Annotated in this window: 19 protein-coding genes; 13 read left to right on the top strand and 6 right to left on the bottom strand. The window is 72.2% G+C overall.

Going from position 1 to position 20361, the window contains the following annotated elements; all coding sequences use genetic code 11:
* The first annotated feature begins 148 nt into the window (after positions 1–148).
* Positions 149–793 carry a TetR family transcriptional regulator gene (locus ACFCXS_RS20540; RefSeq protein ID WP_376644778.1) on the top strand — a complete coding sequence of 215 codons (645 nt, stop codon included), beginning with the start codon at positions 149–151 and terminating at the stop codon, positions 791–793.
* 127 nt (positions 794–920) lie between these two features.
* Here the strand turns inward: ACFCXS_RS20540 and def are convergent, their stop codons facing one another.
* A complete protein-coding gene (def, locus tag ACFCXS_RS20535) occupies positions 921–1460 on the bottom strand; it encodes a peptide deformylase (RefSeq protein ID WP_376644777.1) in 540 nt (179 codons plus the stop codon).
* Between the two features lie 158 nt (positions 1461–1618).
* Between def and ACFCXS_RS20530 the strand changes: the two genes are divergently transcribed.
* The 5 genes from ACFCXS_RS20530 (at position 1619) to ACFCXS_RS20510 (ending at position 6239) form a co-directional block, all read left to right on the top strand.
* A complete protein-coding gene (locus tag ACFCXS_RS20530) occupies positions 1619–2857 on the top strand; it encodes a MurT ligase domain-containing protein (RefSeq protein ID WP_376644776.1) in 1239 nt (412 codons plus the stop codon).
* Positions 2858–2880: 23 nt separating this feature from the next.
* Positions 2881–3609 carry a type 1 glutamine amidotransferase gene (locus tag ACFCXS_RS20525; protein WP_221758932.1) on the top strand — a complete coding sequence of 243 codons (729 nt, stop codon included), beginning with the start codon at positions 2881–2883 and terminating at the stop codon, positions 3607–3609.
* A 203-nt stretch (positions 3610–3812) separates the two neighbouring features.
* Entirely contained in the window at positions 3813–4838 is a 1026-nt protein-coding gene (locus tag ACFCXS_RS20520; RefSeq protein ID WP_376644775.1) for a 6-phosphofructokinase, read from the top strand.
* 191 nt (positions 4839–5029) lie between these two features.
* Positions 5030–5980 (top strand): cytochrome c oxidase assembly protein, encoded by a 951-nt coding sequence (locus ACFCXS_RS20515; RefSeq protein WP_376644774.1) that lies wholly within the window; start codon positions 5030–5032, stop codon positions 5978–5980.
* A 79-nt stretch (positions 5981–6059) separates the two neighbouring features.
* On the top strand, positions 6060–6239 hold the full coding sequence (locus ACFCXS_RS20510) for a hypothetical protein (protein ID WP_376644773.1): 180 nt from the start codon (positions 6060–6062) through the stop codon (positions 6237–6239).
* Between the two features lie 51 nt (positions 6240–6290).
* On the opposite strand, the gene ACFCXS_RS20505 is transcribed toward ACFCXS_RS20510, so the two are convergent.
* Genes ACFCXS_RS20505 through ACFCXS_RS20490 form a run of 4 tightly spaced genes read right to left on the bottom strand, consistent with a single transcriptional unit; the run spans position 6291 to position 10402 of the window.
* Positions 6291–7505, bottom strand: coding sequence for a sensor histidine kinase (locus ACFCXS_RS20505; protein WP_376644772.1), 1215 nt, complete (start codon positions 7503–7505; stop codon positions 6291–6293).
* A complete protein-coding gene (locus tag ACFCXS_RS20500; protein ID WP_376644771.1) occupies positions 7502–9214 on the bottom strand; it encodes a cation acetate symporter in 1713 nt (570 codons plus the stop codon). Before ACFCXS_RS20500 ends, ACFCXS_RS20505 begins: the two co-directional genes overlap by 4 nt.
* Positions 9215–9251: 37 nt before the next feature.
* Positions 9252–9650, bottom strand: a complete 399-nt coding sequence (locus ACFCXS_RS20495; RefSeq protein WP_376644993.1) for a hypothetical protein — start codon at positions 9648–9650, stop codon at positions 9252–9254.
* Between the two features lie 2 nt (positions 9651–9652).
* Positions 9653–10402 carry a LytR/AlgR family response regulator transcription factor gene (locus tag ACFCXS_RS20490; protein WP_376644770.1) on the bottom strand — a complete coding sequence of 250 codons (750 nt, stop codon included), beginning with the start codon at positions 10400–10402 and terminating at the stop codon, positions 9653–9655.
* A gap of 121 nt (positions 10403–10523) precedes the next feature.
* On the opposite strand from ACFCXS_RS20490, the gene ACFCXS_RS20485 reads away from it, so the two are divergent.
* From ACFCXS_RS20485 to ACFCXS_RS20465, 5 genes are all read left to right on the top strand, one after another.
* Entirely contained in the window at positions 10524–11039 is a 516-nt protein-coding gene (locus tag ACFCXS_RS20485) for an Lrp/AsnC family transcriptional regulator (protein ID WP_362046076.1), read from the top strand.
* Positions 11040–11165: 126 nt separating this feature from the next.
* Positions 11166–11996: a dimethylargininase gene (ddaH, locus tag ACFCXS_RS20480; protein WP_376644769.1), complete on the top strand. Its 831-nt coding sequence runs from the start codon at positions 11166–11168 to the stop codon at positions 11994–11996.
* Positions 11993–13273 carry an ornithine--oxo-acid transaminase gene (gene rocD / locus ACFCXS_RS20475; RefSeq protein ID WP_376644768.1) on the top strand — a complete coding sequence of 427 codons (1281 nt, stop codon included), beginning with the start codon at positions 11993–11995 and terminating at the stop codon, positions 13271–13273. The genes ddaH and rocD overlap by 4 nt, the downstream gene beginning before the upstream one ends.
* A gap of 494 nt (positions 13274–13767) precedes the next feature.
* Positions 13768–16227, top strand: a complete 2460-nt coding sequence (locus ACFCXS_RS20470; RefSeq protein WP_376644767.1) for a SpoIIE family protein phosphatase — start codon at positions 13768–13770, stop codon at positions 16225–16227.
* Positions 16228–16293: 66 nt separating this feature from the next.
* A complete protein-coding gene (locus ACFCXS_RS20465) occupies positions 16294–17532 on the top strand; it encodes a PP2C family protein-serine/threonine phosphatase (protein WP_376644766.1) in 1239 nt (412 codons plus the stop codon).
* A 53-nt stretch (positions 17533–17585) separates the two neighbouring features.
* Here ACFCXS_RS20465 and ACFCXS_RS20460 read toward each other — a convergent pair whose 3' ends face one another.
* Positions 17586–18041, bottom strand: coding sequence for an RpiB/LacA/LacB family sugar-phosphate isomerase (locus ACFCXS_RS20460; protein WP_376644765.1), 456 nt, complete (start codon positions 18039–18041; stop codon positions 17586–17588).
* 354 nt (positions 18042–18395) lie between these two features.
* Here ACFCXS_RS20460 and ACFCXS_RS20455 point away from each other — a divergent pair, with 354 nt between their 5' ends.
* Positions 18396–19115: a lysophospholipid acyltransferase family protein gene (locus ACFCXS_RS20455; protein ID WP_376644764.1), complete on the top strand. Its 720-nt coding sequence runs from the start codon at positions 18396–18398 to the stop codon at positions 19113–19115.
* A gap of 59 nt (positions 19116–19174) precedes the next feature.
* Positions 19175–20206: an NAD-dependent epimerase/dehydratase family protein gene (locus ACFCXS_RS20450; protein ID WP_376644763.1), complete on the top strand. Its 1032-nt coding sequence runs from the start codon at positions 19175–19177 to the stop codon at positions 20204–20206.
* Positions 20207–20361: the final 155 nt, after the last annotated feature.

Here is a 20361-nt window from a genome sequence, read left to right as displayed (position 1 = left end):
GCATGTTACTTGCGGTAACACCAGTCTGTTACCGGCGGGTAGTCGAAGTCAACTCCTACCGACCGGTCGGCACCCGTTCGGTGTCGGGGGCACGCTTCAGTGTTAGTTTTCGCAGGCGTCATGGAAACAGCACGGGTGGGGAGAGACCATGGACACCACGCAGCGGACCGATCAGCAACGGTCCGCCGACCGCCGCCGGCGTGAGCTGCTGGAGGCCGCCGACCGGGTGGTGCTGCGCGACGGACCGCAGGCATCGATGAACGCGATCGCGGCGGAGGCCGGCATCACCAAGCCGATCCTCTACCGGCACTTCGGCGACAAGGGCGGACTTTACGCGGCCCTTGCCATGCGGCACACGGACGCCCTGCTGGACTCGCTGCGGGCGGCGCTGGACGCGCCGGCGGACCGGCGGGAGCGGGTCGAGGCGACGCTGGACACGTACCTCACGGCGATCGAGCTGCGGCCCCAGGTGTACCGGTTCCTGATGCACCCCGCGGAGGGGGGCCAGCCGGGGGACCCGGGGTTCGATGTCGGCAAGCACAGCGCGCCGTTGCTGCGGCGGATGGGTGAGGAGCTGGCGCAGGTCATCGAGGAGCGGCTGGATCTCGGGCCGGGCGGGCAGCAGCTCGCTCGCGTGTGGGGGCACGGGATCGTCGGCATGATGCATGCGGCCGGGGACTGGTGGCTGGGGGAACGGCCCTGTTCGCGGGCCGAGTTGGTTCGGAGTCTGGCTGATCTGTTGTGGGGGCGGCTTGCTGCTGCGGGGGATCGGGTGGGAGGTCCCGGGTTCTGACCCTCGCAAGTCGTGTGCGGACCGGTGGGGGCTGGTCGCGCAGTTCCCCGCGCCCCTGAGGCGTTGCCGCCCGGGCGCTCCAAGAGCCCGGGCGCCCCGGTGCCCCGGTGCCCTGAGGCGATGACCCTCAGGCGTTCCAAGATGCCCGGGACACCTGCCGCATCAGTCTCCGGTGGCGCCAGCCCTTGAGATGGTCCGCGTAGATCCGGCCCTCCAGGTGGTCGCACTCGTGTTGCAGGCAGCGGGCGAAGAAGCCCGTGCCGTGGACGGTGACGGGTTCTCCCGTCACCGTGAAGCCCTCGACGACCGCGTGGTCGTGGCGTTCCGTGCCCGCTTCCAGGCCCGGCAGGGACAGGCAGCCCTCCGGGCCACGGATCACCACGCCGTCCTGCTCGGTCAGACGGGGATTGACCACATGGCCCACATGGCGGACGTCCTCGTCGTCCGGGCAGTCGTAGACGAACACCCGCAGGGACTCGCCGACCTGGTTGGCGGCGAGGCCGACACCCTGGGCGGCGTACATCGTCGCGAACAAGTCCTCGACGAGGCGGGCCAGTTCGGGGCCGAAGTCGGTGACCTCCGCGCAGGGGGTGTGCAGCAGCGGATCGCCGTGCAGGGTGAGGGGTCTCACGCGGCCGTGGGCGCCGGGGATGGAGCTCTGTCGCATGGCGGCAAGAGTAAGGTCCTGTCGGTCCGCGTCTCCCACACGAGTTCGCCACAGTGCCGCGGTTCGGGAGTGCGAATGGATCTCGATAGGCTGAGGTCCACACCACGTGGCCGTCAGGCTTCAAGGCGCGGCGCGTACGCAAGGAGGATCGAGAACTGATGGCAGGCAACTCGGACCCGCTCTCGCCGCGGGCCAAGCTGGCCGTGACCGCGGGCAAGGCGGTCGCAGCGGCATCCCGTGCCGCAGGACGCGGCAGCGGTTCGGTGATCGGCGGCCGGGTGGCTCTCCGGCTCGACCCCGACCTCCTCGCCACGCTCGCCCAGAACCTGGACGTGATCCTGGTCTCCGCGACGAACGGCAAGACCACCACCACCCGGCTCATCGCCGAGGCCCTGCGCGCGGCGGGACCCGTCGTCTCGAACGCGCTCGGCGCCAACATGCCGGCCGGCATCACCTCGGCCCTCGCCGGCAGCTCCGACGCCCGCTACGGCGTCATCGAGGTCGACGAGAAGTACCTCGCGGGCGTCGCCCGGGACACCGCCCCGAAGTGCATCGCCCTGCTCAACCTCTCGCGGGACCAGCTCGACCGGGCCGCCGAGACCCGCATGCTCGCCGAGAACTGGCGGGAGGGCCTCGCGGGCTCCAAGTCGGTGGTCGTGGCCAACTGCGACGACCCGCTGGTCGTGTGGGCGGCGTCGTCCTCCCCCAATGTGATCTGGGTCGCAGCCGGGCAGATGTGGAAGGACGACGCCTGGTCCTGCCCGTCGTGCGGTGGCGTCATGCAGCGCCCGGGCGACGACTGGTTCTGCGGCGAGTGCGGCTTCCGCCGTCCCACGCCGAGCTGGGCTCTCTCAGGCGACCACGTCCTCGACCCGCACGGCTCGGCCTGGCCGATCCACCTCCAGCTGCCCGGCCGCGCCAACAAGGCCAACGCCGCCTCCTCGGCCGCCGTCGCCGCCGTGTTCGGCGTACCGCCGCAGGTCGCGCTGGAGCGCATGTACCAGGTGCAGGCGGTGGCAGGGCGCTACGACGTCGTCCAGTTCCAGGGCCGTGACCTGCGGCTGCTGCTCGCGAAGAACCCGGCCGGCTGGCTGGAGACGTTCTCCCTGATCGACCCGCCGCCCACGCCGGTCATCCTCTCGGTGAACGCGCGCGGCGCCGACGGCACCGACACCTCCTGGCTGTGGGACGTCGACTACACGCGTCTGACCGGCCACCCGATCTGCGTCGTCGGCGACCGGCGGCTGGACCTGGCGGTGCGCCTGGAGGTCGCCGACCAGCACTTCCAGGTCTACGACAACCTCGACCAGGCCGTGGCGGCGTGCCCGCCGGGGCGCATCGAGGTCATCGCCAACTACACGGCGTTCCAGGACCTGCGCCGCCGCGTCGGCAACTGAGCACGAGACGTCAGGGGACTTTTGTGAGCGACAACCAACTGCGGGTCGTCTGGATCTATCCCGACCTGCTCAGCACCTACGGCGACCAGGGCAACGTCCTCGTCGTGGAGCGCCGCGCGCGGCAGCGCCGCCTGGACGTGGCCCGGCTGGACGTGCGCAGCGACCAGCCGATCCCGACCTCCGGCGACATCTACCTGATCGGCGGCGGCGAGGACCGGCCGCAGCGGCTCGCCGCCGAGCGGCTGCGCCGGGACGGCGGACTGCAGCGGGCCGTGGAGAACGGCGCCATCGTGTTCTCGGTGTGCGCCGGCTACCAGATCCTCGGCCACGAGTTCATCAACGACCTCGGCCAGCGCGAGCCCGGCCTCGGGCTGCTGGACGTGGTGTCGACGCGCGGCGAGGGCGCGCGGTGCGTCGGGGACGTGCTGGGCGACATCGACGCCCGCCTCGGCCTGCCCCCGCTGACGGGCTTCGAGAACCACCAGGGCGTCACCCACCTCGGCCCCACCGCACGCCCGCTCGCCCAGGTGCGCTTCGGCAACGGCAACGGCACGGGCGACGGCACCGAGGGCGCGTACAACGACACCGTCTTCGGCACGTACATGCACGGGCCGGTGCTCGCGCGCAACCCGCTGATCGCGGACCTGCTGCTGAAGCTGGCCCTCGACGTCAACGCGCTGCCGCCCACCGACGACCAGTGGTACGAGGCCCTTCGCAACGAGCGCATCGCGGCTGCTCAGCAGCCTGCCTGAGCGCGTCCGGGCAGCATGCGGGAAGCACGCGTCAACCTGCTGGTCAACAGCCCGTATGACGGTCCATCCGCACAGGTGAGCGGGGTGGTCCAGCAGGCGGACGCGCGCTTCGGTCCGGCCCCTCGGTGCCGCTAGGGTGGCGGGGATTCCAGCCGGACAACGTGGTCCGGTCCCCGGCCCACGTTGAGAAGGTATTTCGGGCTATGCGCATTGGTGTCCTCACGTCCGGCGGCGACTGCCCCGGCCTGAACGCCGTCATCCGGTCCGTCGTGCACCGCGCCGTCGTCGACCACGGCGACGAGGTCATCGGCTTCCGGGACGGCTGGAAGGGCCTCCTGGAGTGCGACTACCTCAAGCTCGACCTCGACGCGGTGGGTGGCATCCTCGCCCGCGGCGGCACGATTCTCGGGTCCTCCCGGGTCCAGCCCTCCCATCTGCGGGACGGTGTGGAGCGGGCCAGGGGCCATGTCGAGGAGCTCGGCCTCGACGCGATCATCCCCATCGGCGGCGAGGGCACGCTCAAGGCCGCGCGGCTGATGTCGGACAGCGGCCTGCCCGTCGTGGGCGTGCCGAAGACCATCGACAACGACATCGCGGTCACGGACGTCACCTTCGGCTTCGACACGGCCGTGGGCGTGGCGACCGAGGCCCTGGACCGGCTGAAGACCACCGCCGAGTCCCACCAGCGGGTCCTGGTGGTCGAGGTCATGGGCCGGCACACCGGCTGGATCGCGCTGCACTCCGGCATGGCGGCCGGTGCGCACGCCATCGTCGTGCCCGAGCGGCCCTTCGACATAGAGGAACTGACCAGGCGGGTCGGCGAGCGGTTCGAGGCGGGCAAGCGCTTCGCGATCGTCGTGGCGGCGGAAGGGGCGAAGCCCCGGGCCGGGAGCATGGAGTTCGACGAGGGCGGCAAGGACATCTACGGGCACGAGCGGTTCGCCGGGATCGCCCGGCAGCTGTCCGTGGAGCTGGAGGGGCGCCTCGGGAAGGAAGCCCGGCCGGTGATCCTCGGGCACGTGCAGCGGGGCGGTACGCCGACCGCCTACGACCGGGTGCTGGCCACGCGGTTCGGGTGGCACGCGGTGGAGGCGGTGCACCGGGGTGAGTTCGGGCAGATGACCGCGCTGCGGGGGACCGACATCGTGATGGTGCCGCTGGCCGAGGCTGTGGAGACGCTGAAGACCGTTCCCGACGACCGGTACGACGAGGCGGAGACCGTTCTCTGAGGCTGTGCCTGCCTGCCGGGTGCGGGTTGTGTGTGGTTGATCGCGCCCACGCGGCGGAGCCGCAGATCCAATACAGTCCCGCGCCCCTGAGGGGCCTCGAACCGCCCCCGGTCGTAGCCGCGACCGGGGGCGGTTCTACTCTTGTCGGCGGACAGACTGCTGCACACCCCCACGAAACAGGAGCCGGCGGAATGGATCACAGCGGGCACGGCATGACCATGGATCTGCCGCCGTTCACGCTGGGGCGAGGTCTGGAGTGGTCGGCGGACCCGTTCTTCCTCGTCGCCTGCCTGGCCGGGCTGGCCCTGTACGGGTGGGGTGTCGTGCGGCTCGTCCGGCGCGGGGACAAGTGGCCGGTGGGGCGTACGGTCGCCTACGTCCTGGGCGTGCTCAGCATCGTGCTGATGATGTGCACCGGGCTGAACGACTACGGGATGGTCATGTTCAGCGTGCACATGGTGCAGCACATGGTCATCAGCATGGTGTCGCCCATCCTCATCCTGCTCGGGGCGCCGATCACGCTGGCGCTGCGGGCGCTGCCCACGGCGGGGCGGGGCCGCAAGGGGCCGCGTGAGCTGCTGCTGATGTTCCTGCACAGCCGGTACATGCGGATCATCACGCACCCGGCGTTCACGATCCCGCTGTTCATCGCGAGCCTGTACGGCCTGTACTTCACTCCGATCTTCGACACCCTGATGGGCTCCAAGGCGGGCCACATCGCGATGATGGTGCACTTCCTCGCCGTCGGCCTGGTGTTCTTCTGGCCGATCATGGGCGTGGACCCGGGCCCGCACCGCCCGGGCTACCTGATGCGGATGCTGGAGTTGTTCGCGGGCATGCCCTTCCACGCGTTCTTCGGGATCGCGCTGATGATGGCGTCCCAGCCGATGGTCGAGACGTTCAAGAACCCGCCCGGCTCGCTCGGCATCGACGCGCTCTCCGACCAGAACGCGGCCGGCGGCATCGCCTGGGCGTTCAGCGAGATCCCCTCCGTGCTGGTGCTGGTGGCGCTGCTGTTCCAGTGGTACGCCTCGGACCAGCGGCAGGCCAGGCGCGAGGACCGGGCCGCCGACCGCGACGGGGACAAGGAGCTGGAGGCGTACAACGCCTATCTGGCCTCGCTGAACACGCCGGGGCGCTGAAGACCTCTTCGGTACGGGCCGTGCGCGCCGGGCGTCCGCCGGGCACCATGGAGGGACCGAACCCGAGGAGGGTGTTGCGATGCCCGGTTCCACGAACGGTTCCAACTCGACGAAGACGATGGGAGCGCTCACGCTGGGCGGGCTGGTCCTGGTGACGGCCTACACGGTGGCGCTCGGGAGCAACGGCTGGCTGTGGTTCGGCTGGGTCGTCCTGGGCCTGATCACGCTGGGACTGGCGGTCACCACGCGCAGCACCTGACGGCTCACCGCCCCGCCCGGCCGGCCGGTCGTGGTCAGCCGGTGGCGCGGCTCACTCCCTGGTCAGCCGGCCCGCGGGGTGCACGCCGGGCTGGTACTTGGGGAGCCGGACGGTGATCTTCATGCCGGCTCCCACCGCGGTTTCGATGACGAGCCCGTAGTCGTCGCCGTAGACCTGGCGGAGCCGGTCGTCGACGTTGGACAAACCGATGCCGCCCGAGGGGCTGACCTCGCGGGCGAGGATGCGGCGGAGCAGGCCGGGGTCCATGCCCGCGCCGTCGTCCTCGATCACCACGAGGGCCTCGGCGCCCGCGTCCTGTGCGGTGATCTGGATGTGGCACTTGCCCGAGGACGGGGCCTTGCCCTCCAGGCCGTGCTTGACGGCGTTCTCGACGAGCGGCTGAAGGCAGAGGAACGGCAGGGTCACCGGCAGCACCTCCGGCGCTATCTGGAGGGTGACGGAGAGGCGTTCGCCGAAGCGTGCCCGCACCAGCGCCAGGTAGTGGTCGATGGCGTGGAGCTCCTCGGCGAGGGTGGTGAAGTCGCCGTGCCGGCGGAACGAGTAGCGGGTGAAGTCCGCGAATTCGAGGAGCAGTTCGCGGGCGCGCTCGGGGTCGGTGCGGACGAACGAGGCGATCACCGCGAGCGAGTTGAAGATGAAGTGCGGGGAGATCTGTGCTCGCAGCGCCTTGATCTCGGCCTCGATGAGGCGGGTGCGGGACTGGTCGAGATCGGCCAGTTCCAGCTGGACCGAGACCCAGCGGGCGACTTCGCCGGCAGCCCGGACGAGCACCGCCGACTCACGCGGCGCGCAGGCCACGAGCGCGCCGTGCACCCGGTCGTCGACGGTGAGCGGGGCGACGACCGCCCAGCGCACCGAGCAGTCGAGCCTGTCGCAGGTGAGCCGGAAGGCCTCGCCGCGCCCGGTTTCCAGGGGGCCCGCGAGGCGATCCATGATCTCGGTGCGGTGGTGGGCGCCGTCGCCGTCCCAGACCAGGACCTGCCCCCGGTCGGTGAGGCAGAGGGCGTCCGTTCCCAGCAGGGAGCGGAGTTTGCGGGCGGACTTGCGGGCGGTCTCCTCCGTCAGGCCCGCCCGCAGCGGGGGCGCGGCGAGGGACGCCGTGTGCAGGGTCTCGAAGGTGGCGTGCTCGACGGGGGTGCCGAGGCCGGCGAGGCTCTTGGCCCGTGCGGTGCGCCGGCCGAGCCAGACCCCGAGGGCGAGCACCGGGAGCACGGCGGCGCACAGCCCCGCCAGGAACCCGCTCATGCGCTCACCTCGGAGCGCAGTTCCTCGGGCAGGTGGAACCGGGCCAGGACCGCCGCCGTGCCGGGCGGAACGCGGCCGGGGGTGGCCAGGGACACCAGGACCATGGTGAGGAAGCCCAGGGGCACCGACCACAGCGCGGGCCAGGCCAGCAGGGCGTGCAGGGCGGCTCCCTCGCCCGGGTAGCCCGCCATGGTGGCGGCGACGGCGAGCAGGGCGGAGCCGCCGCCGACCAGCATCCCGGCGGCGGCTCCTGGCGGGGTGAGCCGTCGCCACCAGATGCCGAGGACGAGCAGGGGGCAGAACGAGGACGCCGAGACGGCGAAGGCCAGCCCGACGGCGTCGGCGACCGGCAGCCCGCCGACCAGGACGCTCGCCGCGAGGGGCACGGCCATGGCGAGGACCGTCCCGAGGCGGAAGTGCCGCACGCCCCGGGACGGCAGGACGTCCTGGGTGAGGACGCCCGCGACCGCCATGGTCAGGCCGGAGGCCGTGGAGAGGAACGCGGCGAAGGCGCCGCCGGCGACGAACGCGCCCAGCAGGTCGCCGCCCACTCCCCCGATCATGCGGTCGGGCAGCAGGAGGACGGCGGCGTCCGGGTCGCCGGTGAGGGTGAGTTCGGGGGCGTAGAGGCGGCCGAGGGCGCCGTAGACGGGGGGCAGGAGGTAGAAGGCGCCGATCAGGCCGAGGACCGCGACGGTGGTGCGGCGGGCGGCGACGCCGTGCGGGCTGGTGTAGAAGCGGACCACGACGTGCGGCAGGCCCATGGTGCCGAGGAACGTGGCGAGGATCAGCCCGTACGTGGCGTACAGCGGGCGTTCCTCCCGGCTCTCGGCCTGCGACGGGGACAGGTCGCCGCCGCCGCGCTCGCCCTCGGGGACGGGGGCGCCCCGGGCGAAGGTGAGCCGGGTGCCGCGCTCGATGTGGTGGCTTCCGGGGGTGAGTTCCAGGTGTGTGCCGGTGTGGGTCCGGCCGTCGACGGTGCCGGTCACGGTGACGCCCAGGGGCCGGTCCAGTTCGAGGTCGATCGAGTCGTCGACGCGGACCACGCGCTGTTCGCGGAAGCTGGCCGGTTCGTCGAAGGCGTGCCGTGGTGCTCCGTCGCTCTGCCAGGTGAGGACCAGGAACAGGGCGGGGACGAGCAGGGCGGTGAGTTTCAGCCAGTACTGGAAGGCCTGCACGAAGGTGATGCTGCGCATACCGCCGGCGGCGACGGTGGCGGTGACGACGACGGCGACGATCACTCCGCCGAGCCAGTCGGGCGCCCCGGTCAGCACGTTCAGGGTCAGCCCGGCCCCCTGGAGCTGGGGCAGCAGGTACAGCCAGCCGACGCCGACGACGAAGGCACCGGCCAGGCGCCGTACGGCCTGGGAGGCGAGGCGGGCCTCGGCGAAGTCGGGGAGCGTGTAGGCGCCGGAGCGGCGCAGCGGGGCGGCGACGAAGAGGAGCAGGACGAGGTAGCCGGCGGTGTAGCCGACCGGGTACCAGAGCATGTCGGGGCCCTGGACGAGGACGAGGCCCGCGATGCCGAGGAAGGAGGCGGCGGAGAGGTATTCGCCGCTGATGGCGGCGGCGTTGAGGCGGGGGCCCACGGTGCGGGAGGCGACGTAGAAGTCGGAGGTGGTGCGGGAGATGCGCAGACCGAAGGCGCCGACGAGGACGGTCGCGACGACGACGAGGGCGACGGCGGGGACGGCGTAGCTGGAGTTCATCAGAGGCCGGAGTTCATCGGTGGGACGTCACGGGACTTCAGCGGTCTTCGACGAGGCGTACGAAGTCGCGTTCGTTGCGCTCGGCGCGGCGGACGTACCAGCGGGCGAGCAGCACCAGCGGGACGTAGAGGCCGAAGCCGAGGACGGTCCATTCCAGGCGGCGGGCGTCGGGCATCGCGGCGAAGAGCAGCGGGAGCGGGCCGACGAGCAGGCCGAGGAGCGCGAACACGGTGAGGGCGGCGCGCAGTTGGGTGCGCATCAGGGAGCGGACATAGGTGTGGCCGAGGGTGGTCTGCTCGTCGATCTCGGTGCGCGGACGGTAATGGCCGGAGGAGATCTGGGGGTACCGGCCGCGCGAGCGGAGCCGGGCGTGGGGAAAGGGCTGCCGCGGTGGGCCCGTGACGACGACGCGGCGTTCGGTGTGGTCCTGGGGCACCGTCACGGCCTCCGCATGAGCAGGTCGCGCAGTTCGCGCGTGTGGCGCCGGCTGACCTGGAGTTCCTCGGAGCCGACCAGGACGCTGACGGTGCCCGCGTCGAGGCGGAGTTCGCCGATGTGGTGCAGGGCGACGAGGTGACGGCGGTGGATGCGGACGAAGCCGCGGGTGCGCCAGCGCTCCTCCAGGGTGGACAGCGGGATGCGCACCAGGTGGCTGCCCTTGTCGGTGTGCAGGCGGGCGTAGTCGCCCTGGGCCTCGACGTGGGTGATGTCGTCGACGGCGACGAAGCGGGTCACGCCGCCTAGTTCGACGGGTATGTGGTCGGGGTCGGGTTCGTGCACGGGGATGCGCGGGGCGGCGCCGCGCAGTTCGGCGGCCCGGCGGACGGCTTCCGCGAGGCGTTCCTTGCGGACCGGCTTCAGGACGTAGTCGACGGCTTTGAGGTCGAAGGCCTGCACGGCGAAGTCCTCGTGGGCGGTGACGAACACGACCAGCGGCGGCCGGGCGAAGCCGGTGAGCAGCCGGGCGAGGTCGAGACCGTCGAGGCCGGGCATCTGGATGTCGAGGAAGACGACGTCGATGGCCTCGGGCCCGCCCGGGCCGCACTCCAGGGCACGGTTCATGCGGCGCAGCGCCTCGGTCGCGTCGCCGGCGCCCTCCGCGCTGCCGATGCGGGGGTCGGCGTGCAGGAGGTACAGCAGCTCCTCCAGGGAGGGGCGTTCGTCGTCGACAGCCAGGGCACGCAGCATGAACCCGGAGTGTAGGGGTGATCCGTACGTCTGGACACGTGCCGGGGGTGGACGTATCCGCTGGATACGGTGCTCGCGTCCGCCGGGCGCGGGCCGGGGTGCCGGTGGATACAGTGCCCGCATGAACAGCAGGTCCACGCCGTTCGACGAACTCGACCGGAAGATCATCACCGCGTTGATGGCGAACGCGAGGACGTCGTTCGCCGAGATCGGCACGGCGATCGGGCTGTCGGCGACGGCGGTCAAGCGGCGGGTCGACCGGTTGCGCGAGACGGGCGTGATCACCGGCTTCTCGGCGACGGTGAAGCCGTCGGCGCTGGGCTGGCGCACCGAGGCCTACGTCGAGGTGTACTGCGAGGGCGCCGCCCCGCCGCGGCGGCTGGCGGAAGTGGTGCGCGACTACCCGGAGATCGCCGCGGCGATGACCGTGACGGGCGGCGCGGACGCGCTGCTGCACGTGCGGGCGCGGGACGTGGAGCACTTCGAGGAGGTGCTGGAACGGATCCGGCAGGAGCCGTTCATCCGGAAGACGATCAGCGTGATGGTGCTGTCCCATCTGCTGCCGGAGAGCCCGGAGGCGGGGGCGAGTCATCCGGCCCCCGAAGGTGTCTCCGGCGGCGCAGCAGACGTGCGCTGAGCGCCTGGAAGACGCAGCATTCCTGCGCCAACGCGCAATCTTTGTTTCTTGTCGGGCACCACCCCCGGTTCCTACCGTTGTGTCAACCCCCAGTCACACACCGTGAGGAAGCGGAGGGACCCCTCTGTGCCCGACTCCCGTGTGCCGCGCCGGCGGCGCTACCTCGTCTGCGAACCCAGACACTTCGCCGTGCAGTACGCGATCAACCCGTGGATGCATCCCGACGAACCCGTCGACGTCATCCGCGCCCTGGACCAGTGGCAGGCGCTGGTCGACACCTACCGCGTCCACGGCCATACCGTGGACAGTGTGAAACCCGTTCCCGGCCTGCCCGACATGGTTTTCGCCGCGAACGCGGCGGTCGTCGTCGACGGCCGCGTCTTCGGCTCGCTCTTCCACGCGCCCGAGCGCCGTCCCGAGTCCGTGCCGTACGAGGCGTGGTTCAAGACGGAGGGCTACGACGTCTACCACCCCGAGTCGGTGTGCGAGGGCGAGGGCGACCTGGTGCCGGCCGGCCGCTGGATCCTGGCCGGGACTGGCTTCCGGACGACCCGGGAGGCCCACAGCGAGGTGCAGGAGTACCTCGGGACGCCGGTGATCAGCCTGACGCTGGTGGATCCGTACTTCTACCACCTGGACACGGCGCTGTTCGTCCTCGACGAGGGGCACGACGGGAACATCGCCTACTACCCCGGGGCGTTCTCGCCGGGCAGCCGCGAGGTGCTGGCCCGGCTGTACCCGGACGCGGTGCTCGCCACCCGCGAGGACGCGATGGCGTTCGGGCTCAACTCCGTCTCCGACGGGCGCCACGTGTTCATCTCACCGGGGGCGACGGGCCTGGCCGGGCAACTGGCCGACCGCGGTTACGTCCCCGTCCCCGTCGACCTGTCCGAGTTCCACAAGGCCGGTGGCGGCATCAAGTGCTGCACCCAGGAGATCCGGGAGATCCGCTCATGACCGCACCCGTCCGCACCGAGGACCCGCAGGGGGCCCGTGGCCCGCGGGAGGCCCGTGACGCGCAGGAGACGCGCGGCTCGCAGGAGCTGATCCGCGCGGAGGAGCCGGTCCTCGCGCACAACTACCACCCGCTGCCGGTGGTCGTCGCCCGCGCCGAGGGCACCTGGGTGGAGGACGTGGAGGGGCGTCGCTACCTCGACATGCTGGCCGGCTACTCGGCCCTCAACTTCGGCCACCGGCACCCGGTGCTGATCGAGGCGGCCCACCGGCAGCTGGACCGGCTGACGCTCACCTCGCGCGCCTTCCACAACGACCGGCTCGCCGAGTTCGCGGAGCGGCTGGCGGCGCTGACCGGCATGGACATGGTGCTGCCCATGAACACCGGAGCGGAGGCGGTGGAGAGCGGGGTGAAGGTGGCCCGCAAGTGGGCCTACGACGTCAAGGGCGTGCCGGCCGGCCGGGCGACGATCGTGGTCGCGGCGGACAACTTCCACGGGCGTACGACGACGATCGTCAGCTTCTCCACCGACGAGACGGCCCGGGCGGGCTTCGGGCCGTTCACGCCCGGTTTCCGGGTGGTGCCGTACAACGATCTGGCCGCGATGGAGGCGGCGGTCGACGACACGACGGCGGCGGTGCTGATCGAGCCGATCCAGGGCGAGGCGGGGGTGATCATCCCGGACGAGGGCTATCTGGCCGGCGTGCGGGAGCTGACCCGCCGCAAGGGCTGTCTGTTCATCGCGGACGAGATCCAGTCCGGGCTCGGCCGTACGGGCCGGACGCTCGCGGTCGAGCACGAGCCGGTGGTGCCGGACGTGCTGCTGCTGGGCAAGGCGCTGGGCGGTGGCATCGTGCCGGTGTCGGCGGTGGTCGGGCGACGGGAGGTGCTCGGGGTGCTGCACCCGGGTGAGCACGGCTCGACGTTCGGCGGCAATCCGCTGGCGGCGGCGGTCGGTACGGCGGTCGTGGAGCTGCTGGAGACGGGTGAGTTCCAGCGCCGGGCGGCCGAGCTGGGCACGATCCTGCGCGACGGTCTGACGGGGCTGGTCGGCAAGGGCGTGGTGGGCTTCCGCTCGCGCGGGCTGTGGGCGGGCGTCGACATCGACCCCGCGCTCGGCACCGGCCGCGAGATCAGCGAACGCCTGATGCGCCAGGGGGTCCTGGCGAAGGACACCCACGGCTCCACGATCCGCCTGGCCCCACCGCTCACCATCACGGGCGAGGAGCTGACGGGGGCACTCGGGGCGCTGGAGAAGGCGCTGGGACAGAGGGCCTGAGGTCGCAGGGGCGGGGGCTCCGGCCTCGGGACGAAGGAGCTGAGGTCGCAGGGCCGGGGGCTCCGGCCTCGGGACGAAGGGACTGAGGTCGCAGGGCCGGGGGCGGCGTGCAGGCGTGCACACCGGGAGGCCTGCACGCCGGGCGTCCGCCGCCTCGCCCCCGGCGCTGACGGTGTCGTCGGACGCGAGGGCGTTCGGCGCGGTGGCGAGGGCGCCGACACTGCCCGGCCTCTCCGCCGCGCGGACGGAGTCCGGCCGACGTGCTCGCCCCCGGGTCGCCTCGCCTCGCCTCGACCCGCATCGTCCGCGGCGCGGAGGGAGCCCGCCGTGCTCTCCCCCAGGGAGCCGCCGTTCTTCGTCCGGCGTCCGGGACGGCGTCCGGCGCGTCCGGCGCGGGGCCCCGACCGGCCCTGCACGAGCCGCCCAGCGTCGCCGGATGGGTGAAGATTGAGGCAAGAGGTGGTAGACCACTCTCAGCGACAGAGAGGTCGGCCGTGGGCGCAGACGAGGTGTACGGCGTTGCCCGGCAGCGGTTCGATGTGGCCGACGCGGCGCCCCTGTTGCTCGATCCACAGGGCGTGGTGACGGGCTGGACCGACGCTGCCCGGCGGCTGCTGGCGTACCCGGCTGCCGAGGCGGTCGGCAGGAAGCTGGCCGACCTGCTGGCCGCCGAGGACGCTCAGCGCGTACCGGACCTGGTCGAGCGGTGCCGCAGGGACGGCGGCTGGACGGGGCTGCTGACGGCCCGCCGCAGGGACGGGCGGCCGGTGAAGGTCGCGGCCCGCATCGCCTCGGCCGAGGAGGGCCAGGGCGGCGCGCGCTGGCTGCTGCTCCTGTCGGAGCTGTCCGACGCCCCCGGCTGGGACATGAGCCGCACGGTCCTGGAACAGATGGCGGCGGGCGCCCCGGTCGGTATCGCGATCGTGGACACGGACCTGCGCTTCGTGTGGTCGAACGCCGCCCTGGAGCAGTTCGGCGGCGGTCCGGCGGCGCGCCGGCTCGGGCTGCGCTTCGCGGACGTGCAGCCGGGCATGGACGCCCAGGCGGTCGAGGCGCAGATGCGGCACGTGCTGGAGACCGGCGAGCCGGTGATCGGCTACGAGCACGTGGGCCATATCCGCTCGGCCCCGCTGCGCGAGACGGCGCACATGCTGTCGTTCACCCGCCTCGAGGACGACCGGGGCCATCCCATCGGCGTGTACTACACGGTCGTGGACATGACCGAGCGGCACCGTGCGCGACAGCGGTTGGCGCTGCTCGACCGGGCGGGCGAGAGCATCGGCCGCAGCCTGGACCTCACGCGCACCGCACAGGAACTGGCGGATGTGGCCGTGCCGGGGCTGGCCGACTTCGTCACCGTCGACCTGCTGGAGACGGTGCTGCGGGGCGGCGAGCCGGTGCCCGGGCCGCTGGCGGACTCGGAGGGGCCGGTGGAGCTGCGCCGCGCCGGCTACCGGTCCGCGCAGGACGATCTCGTGGAGGCCGTCATCGAGATCGGCGAGGGGGTGGCCTTCCGGGCCGGAACGCCGCCCTTCCGGTGTCTGGCCACCGGACGGTCCTGGCGTGCCGAGCGGCTCGACCCGCTGACCCGGGACTGGACCACGAGGACCCCGAGCGGCCACCGGGCCACGTTCCGGGAGCTGGGCCTGCACAGTGTGATGACCGTGCCGATCCGCTCGCGCGGTATCACCCTCGGCATCACGACCTTCTACCGGCGCGGCCACCGGGAGCACTTCGACGAGGAGGACCTGCGGCTGGCCGAGGACCTCGTCGCCCGCGCGGGCGTCTGCGTGGACAACGCCCGCCGCTACACCCGCGAGCGGGACGCCGCGCTCGTCCTGCAGCGCAGTCTGCTCCCCCACCGCCTGCCCGAGCAGGACGCCGTCGAGGTGGCCGCCTGTTACCGGCCGGCGGACGAACTGACCGGTCTCGGCGGCGACTGGTACGACCTCATCCCGCTGTCCGGGGCGCGCGTGGCGCTGGTCGTGGGAGAGGTGCCGGGGCACGGCATCGACGCCGCCGCGGCCATGGGGCAGTTGCGGACCGCCGTGCGGACCCTGGCGGCTCTGGATCTGCCGCCCGCGGAGGTGCTGGCGCACCTCGACGACCTGGTGGCGCGTTCGGCGCGGGAGGAGGGCGCGGAGCCCGGGACGATGGGCTCCGCGGGCACACCGGGCGTGGGTTCCGGTTGCCTGTACGTCGTCTACGACCCGGTCGACGGGGGGTGTGCGCTGGCCGCGGCCGGACATCCCGCCCCGGCCGTGGTACGGCCCGACGGCTCGGTCCTCTTCGTCGACCTGCCGCAGGGACCGCCGCTCGGCGTGGGCGGTCCGCCCTTCGAGGCGGTCGAGCTGTCCCTGCCCGAGGACAGCACCCTGGCGCTGCACACCGACGGGCTGCTGGCCCGGGGCGAGAGCTGGGCCGTCGACGCGGGCCGGGAGCGGCTGCGCCGGGCCCTGGAGCGGACGGGCCCGCTGGAGTCGTACTGCCGGTCCGTGGTCGACGCCCTGGTCCCGGCCCGCCCGTACGACGACGTGGCCCTGCTGATGGCCCGGACGAAACGTCTCGGCAGCGATCAGGTCGCGGCCTGGGACCTGCCGTCGGACCCGGCCGTGGTCGCAGACGCCCGCCGCACGGCCACCCGGCAGCTGGCGCACTGGGGCCTTCAGGAGCTGGCCTTCACCACGGAGCTGGTGGTGAGCGAGCTCGTCACCAACGCCATCCGGTACGCCACCGGCTCCATCCGGCTCCGGCTGATCAGGGAGCGTGCCCTGGTCTGCGAGGTCCTCGACGGCGGCGCCACCACACCCCATCTGCGTCATCCCCGGACGACGGACGAGGGCGGGCGCGGGCTCTTGCTGGTTTCCCAGCTCACGCAGCGATGGGGTACGCGGTTCGTTCCCGAGGGGAAGATCATCTGGGCCGAGCAGTCCCTGGCCGATCGTCCCGAGTGAAGACGCCCAGGTTTCTCTCATACCGTGCGAAACTGGTGTGACCCCGGCGGCGGTGAGGCGGCAGCCATGGCGGAGACGGCGATCGACTACGGTGCGGTTTTCAAGGCCCTGCCCGGCATGGTGGCGCTCCTGACGCCCGGGCTCGTGTACGCGGACGTCAACGACGAGTTCGTCCGCGTCTCCGGCCGCTCGCGGGAGCAGCTGATCGGCAAGTACCTGTTCGACGTGTTCCCGGACAACCCGAACGACCCGGCCGCGACAGGCATGCGCAACCTGGAGGCCTCGCTGTACCGCGTCCTGGCCACCGGGGAGCGCGACGCCATGGCCCTGCAGCGCTACGACGTCGAGGATCCCGAGCGGCCCGGCGAGTGGCAGGAGCGCTACTGGAGTCCGGTGAACGCGCCGCTGCTGGGCCCGGACGGCAAGGTCGTGCTGATACTGCACCGGGTGGAGGAGGTCACGGAGCTGATCCGGGCCCGGGGAGGCTCCGCGGAGAACCGGGGCAGCCGGGCCAGGGTGCTGGAGGCCGAGCTGTACACCCGCGCCCGTGAGCTGCAGGAGCTCAACGAGCGGCTGCGCCAGGCGCACTCCCGGGAGCGGGAGGTGGCGCTGGCGCTCCAGGCGGCGATGCTCCCCGCGCCCCGGCAGGTCCGCAACCACCCGGCCGCCGTCCGGTACCGGCCCGCCGTCGGCGCGCTCAACGTGTGCGGGGACTGGTACGACCTGGTCGATCTGGTGGGCGGCGACCGGATCGGCGTGGCCGTGGGCGACGTGGTCGGGCACGGACTGGAGGCCGCCGGCGTGATGGGGCAGCTGCGCAGTGCGCTCAGCGCGGCCTCCCGGGTCGCCGACGGACCGGCCCAGGCCCTGGACGTGCTGGGGCGCTACGCCCACGTCATCGACGGGGCCGAGTCGGCGACCGCCGCCACGACCTTCATCGACTGCGACCGCTACCTCATCACGTACAGCAGCGCCGGCCATCCCCCGCCCGTGCTCGTCCACGCGGACGGCGGCACGGAGTTTCTCGACCAGGCCACGGACACCCCGCTCGACGCCCGTCCGGACCCGATCCCGAGACCCCAGGCCGAGACAACGTTCGCGCCGGGCGCCACGCTCGTGCTCTACACCGACGGCCTGATCGAACGGCGCCACGAGGACATCGACAAAGGCCTGGACCGGCTCGCCGACGCCCTGCGCGACCATCGGGGCCAGGACCCCGAGACGCTCGCCGACACCGTTCTCCACGAGTTGCTGCCACCCGGCGGCGCCACCGACGACACGGCGCTGATCATCGTGCGGTTGTGACCGGCATACGGCTGTGACCTACGTGCGGCTGTGAGCTGCATGAGCCGCATGAGCTACATACGGGTCTTGCCGTGGTCGAGCAGCCGGACGCGGTCGACGTTCTGCCGGTCCTCCGCGTCCGCGCTGGGCCCACCGGCGAACCACGCGTCGAGGATCTCCGTCAGCAGGGGCTGCGACGTCAGCCGCAGGCTGAGCGCGAGCACGTTGGCGTCGTTCCAGCGGCGCGCCCCGTCGGCGGTGTAGGCGTCCGTGCACAGGGCGGCCCGCACGCCGGGCACCTTGTTCGCGGCGATCGAGGCGCCCGTGCCGGTCCAGCAGCACACCACCGCCTGGTCCGCCGTACCGTCGGCGACCTCGCGGGCCGCCGCCTCGGAGCACACCGCCCATTGCGGGTCGTCCCCCTGGCGCAGCGCGCCGTGCGGGCGCACCTCATGGCCCCGCTCGCGCAGGGCGGCCACGAGGGAGCGGGCGACGGGTTCGTCCATGTCCGAGGAAACAGCGATCCGCATGCCTGGCAGGTTACTCGCCGGAGCCGCCGGGCTCACCGGCTCACAGCGCCCGTCCCGCCCGCAAGAGTCACCCGCAGGTCACGCACCCCCGCTATCGCGCCAGCCCGCCCGTTCGGCTTGCCCGTCACCCGGGTGGCGCAGCACGCTGGTCCCGCGATCCTCCCCAGCCGCAGGAGCACCACCGGACACGCACGCCTGACTGACCATCAGTCAATTGGCGAAGGATCTGTGCCCTCCGCCCGCACGAGGTGCCCGGTGGACGCGCCTGCACCTACACTGGCACCCCACGACATGCCGGTTGACCTGCTGGAACGCGGCGGTTGAGGCCACCGCGAGAGTCGAGGAGCGCCCGCTTTGTTCTACTACCTGCTGAAATACGTGCTGCTGGGCCCGCTGCTGCGACTGGTCTTCCGGCCTCGAATAGAGGGCTTGGAGCACGTTCCCGCGGAGGGCGCCGCCATCATCGCCGGCAACCACCTGTCGTTCTCGGACCACTTCCTGATGCCCGCCATCCTCAAACGGCGCATCACCTTCCTCGCGAAGGCCGAGTACTTCACGGGCCCGGGCATCAAGGGCAGGATGACGGCGTTCTTCTTCCGCAGCGCGGGGCAGATCCCGGTCGACCGCTCCGGCAAGGACGCGGGCCAGGCCGCGATCCGCGAGGGCCTCGGAGTGCTGAGCAAGGACGAACTGCTCGGCATCTACCCGGAGGGCACCCGCTCGCACGACGGCCGGCTGTACAAGGGCAAGGTCGGGGTGGCGGTGATGGCCCTCAAGGCCGGCGTCCCGGTGATTCCCTGCGCGATGATCGGCACCTTCGAGGCCCAGCCGCCCGGCAAGGTCATCCCCAACATCCACCCCGTGGTGATCCGCTTCGGCAAGCCCCTCGACTTCTCCCGCTACGAGGGCATGGAGAACGAGAAGGCCGTCCTGCGCGCGATCACCGACGAGATCATGTACGCGATCCTCTCCCTGTCCGAGCAGGAGTACGTCGACCGCTACGCGGCCGCGGTGAAGGCCGAGGAGGCCGCCGCTGCCAAGGAGCGGAAGTTCCGGCGCATGCCCCTCAGTTGAGCTCTGCTGCCGGCAGAAGCCCGTTCCCCGGCCCGCCTTCGGCGATCTACGGTCGCGGCATGAGACGTGCTGTGGTGATCGGGGCGGGCGGGCAGATCGGCAAACCGGCGGTGGCGGCGCTGCTGCGGGACGGCTGGGAGGTGACCGCCGCCTCGCGCGGCGGCGGCAGACAGGACGACCGGCCCTCGGAGGTGCGGACGGCGCGCCTGGACCGGGAGGACGACGCGGCCCTCGGCGCGCTGATCGGCGACGGCTGCGACCTCGTGGTCGACCTGGTCGCCTACGGGGCCCGGCACGCACGGCAGCTCACGGGCTGGGCCGACCGGATCGGCGCGGCCGTGGTGGTGTCGTCGGCGTCGGTGTACGAGGACGGCAAGGGCCGCGGCTTCGACACCATGGGCGAGCCCGACGGGCTGCCGGAGTACCCGGTGCCGATCACGGAGGACCAGGTCACGGTCCCGCCGGGGGACGCCACCTACAGCACGGGCAAGGTGGCCCTGGAGCGTGAACTCCTCGCGGCGGCCGACCGGTTGCCCACGACCGTGCTGCGCCCGGCCGCTGTGCACGGGCCGTACAGCCCGCTCCCCCGCGAGCTGTACTTCGTCAAACGGAACTTCGACGGCCGGCGCAGGAAGGTGCTCGCCTTCCGGGGTGAGAGCCTCTACCACACCTCCGCGGCGCGCAACATCGCCGAACTGATCCGGCTGGCGGCGGACCGGCCGGGCTCGCGGGTGCTCAACGCCTGCGATCCGCAGCCGCCGACCGTGTCGCAGATCGGGGCGGCGGTGGACGCGGTCATGGGCGTGGAGACGGAGACGGTCACTCCGGACGGGCCCGCGCAGGCGTCCGTGGGCCTTACGCCCTGGTCGGTGGAACGGCCCGTGCTGTGCGACATGTCCGCCGCGGAACGGGAGCTGGGCTACCGGCCGGTCGTGACCTACCCGGACAGCCTGCCGGAGACCGTCGAGTGGCTCACCCGCCGGCTGTCCGAGCAGGACTGGCGCGAGGCGTTCCCCACCCTCGCCCGTGCCTACCCGGACCTCTTCGACTACGCGGCGGAGGACGCCTGGTTCGCGGCCCGGAAGGCATGAGGAACAGGCATGAGGGAGGGGCGGGCGGGGGGGGCGGCCGCCCCCCCCACTGCCCGCGGGGCCCGCAAGGGGGGGGGAGCCGAAAATTAATTTACGGGGCCCGGGGGGGCCGGGGGCGCGCGACGCTTGGCCGCACCGCGGCCCCCAACAACCAA

Source organism: Streptomyces sp. NPDC056373, from assembly GCF_042262425.1.
Taxonomy (GTDB): domain Bacteria; phylum Actinomycetota; class Actinomycetes; order Streptomycetales; family Streptomycetaceae; genus Streptomyces.
This window is presented reverse-complemented; position numbering and strand designations above follow the sequence as displayed.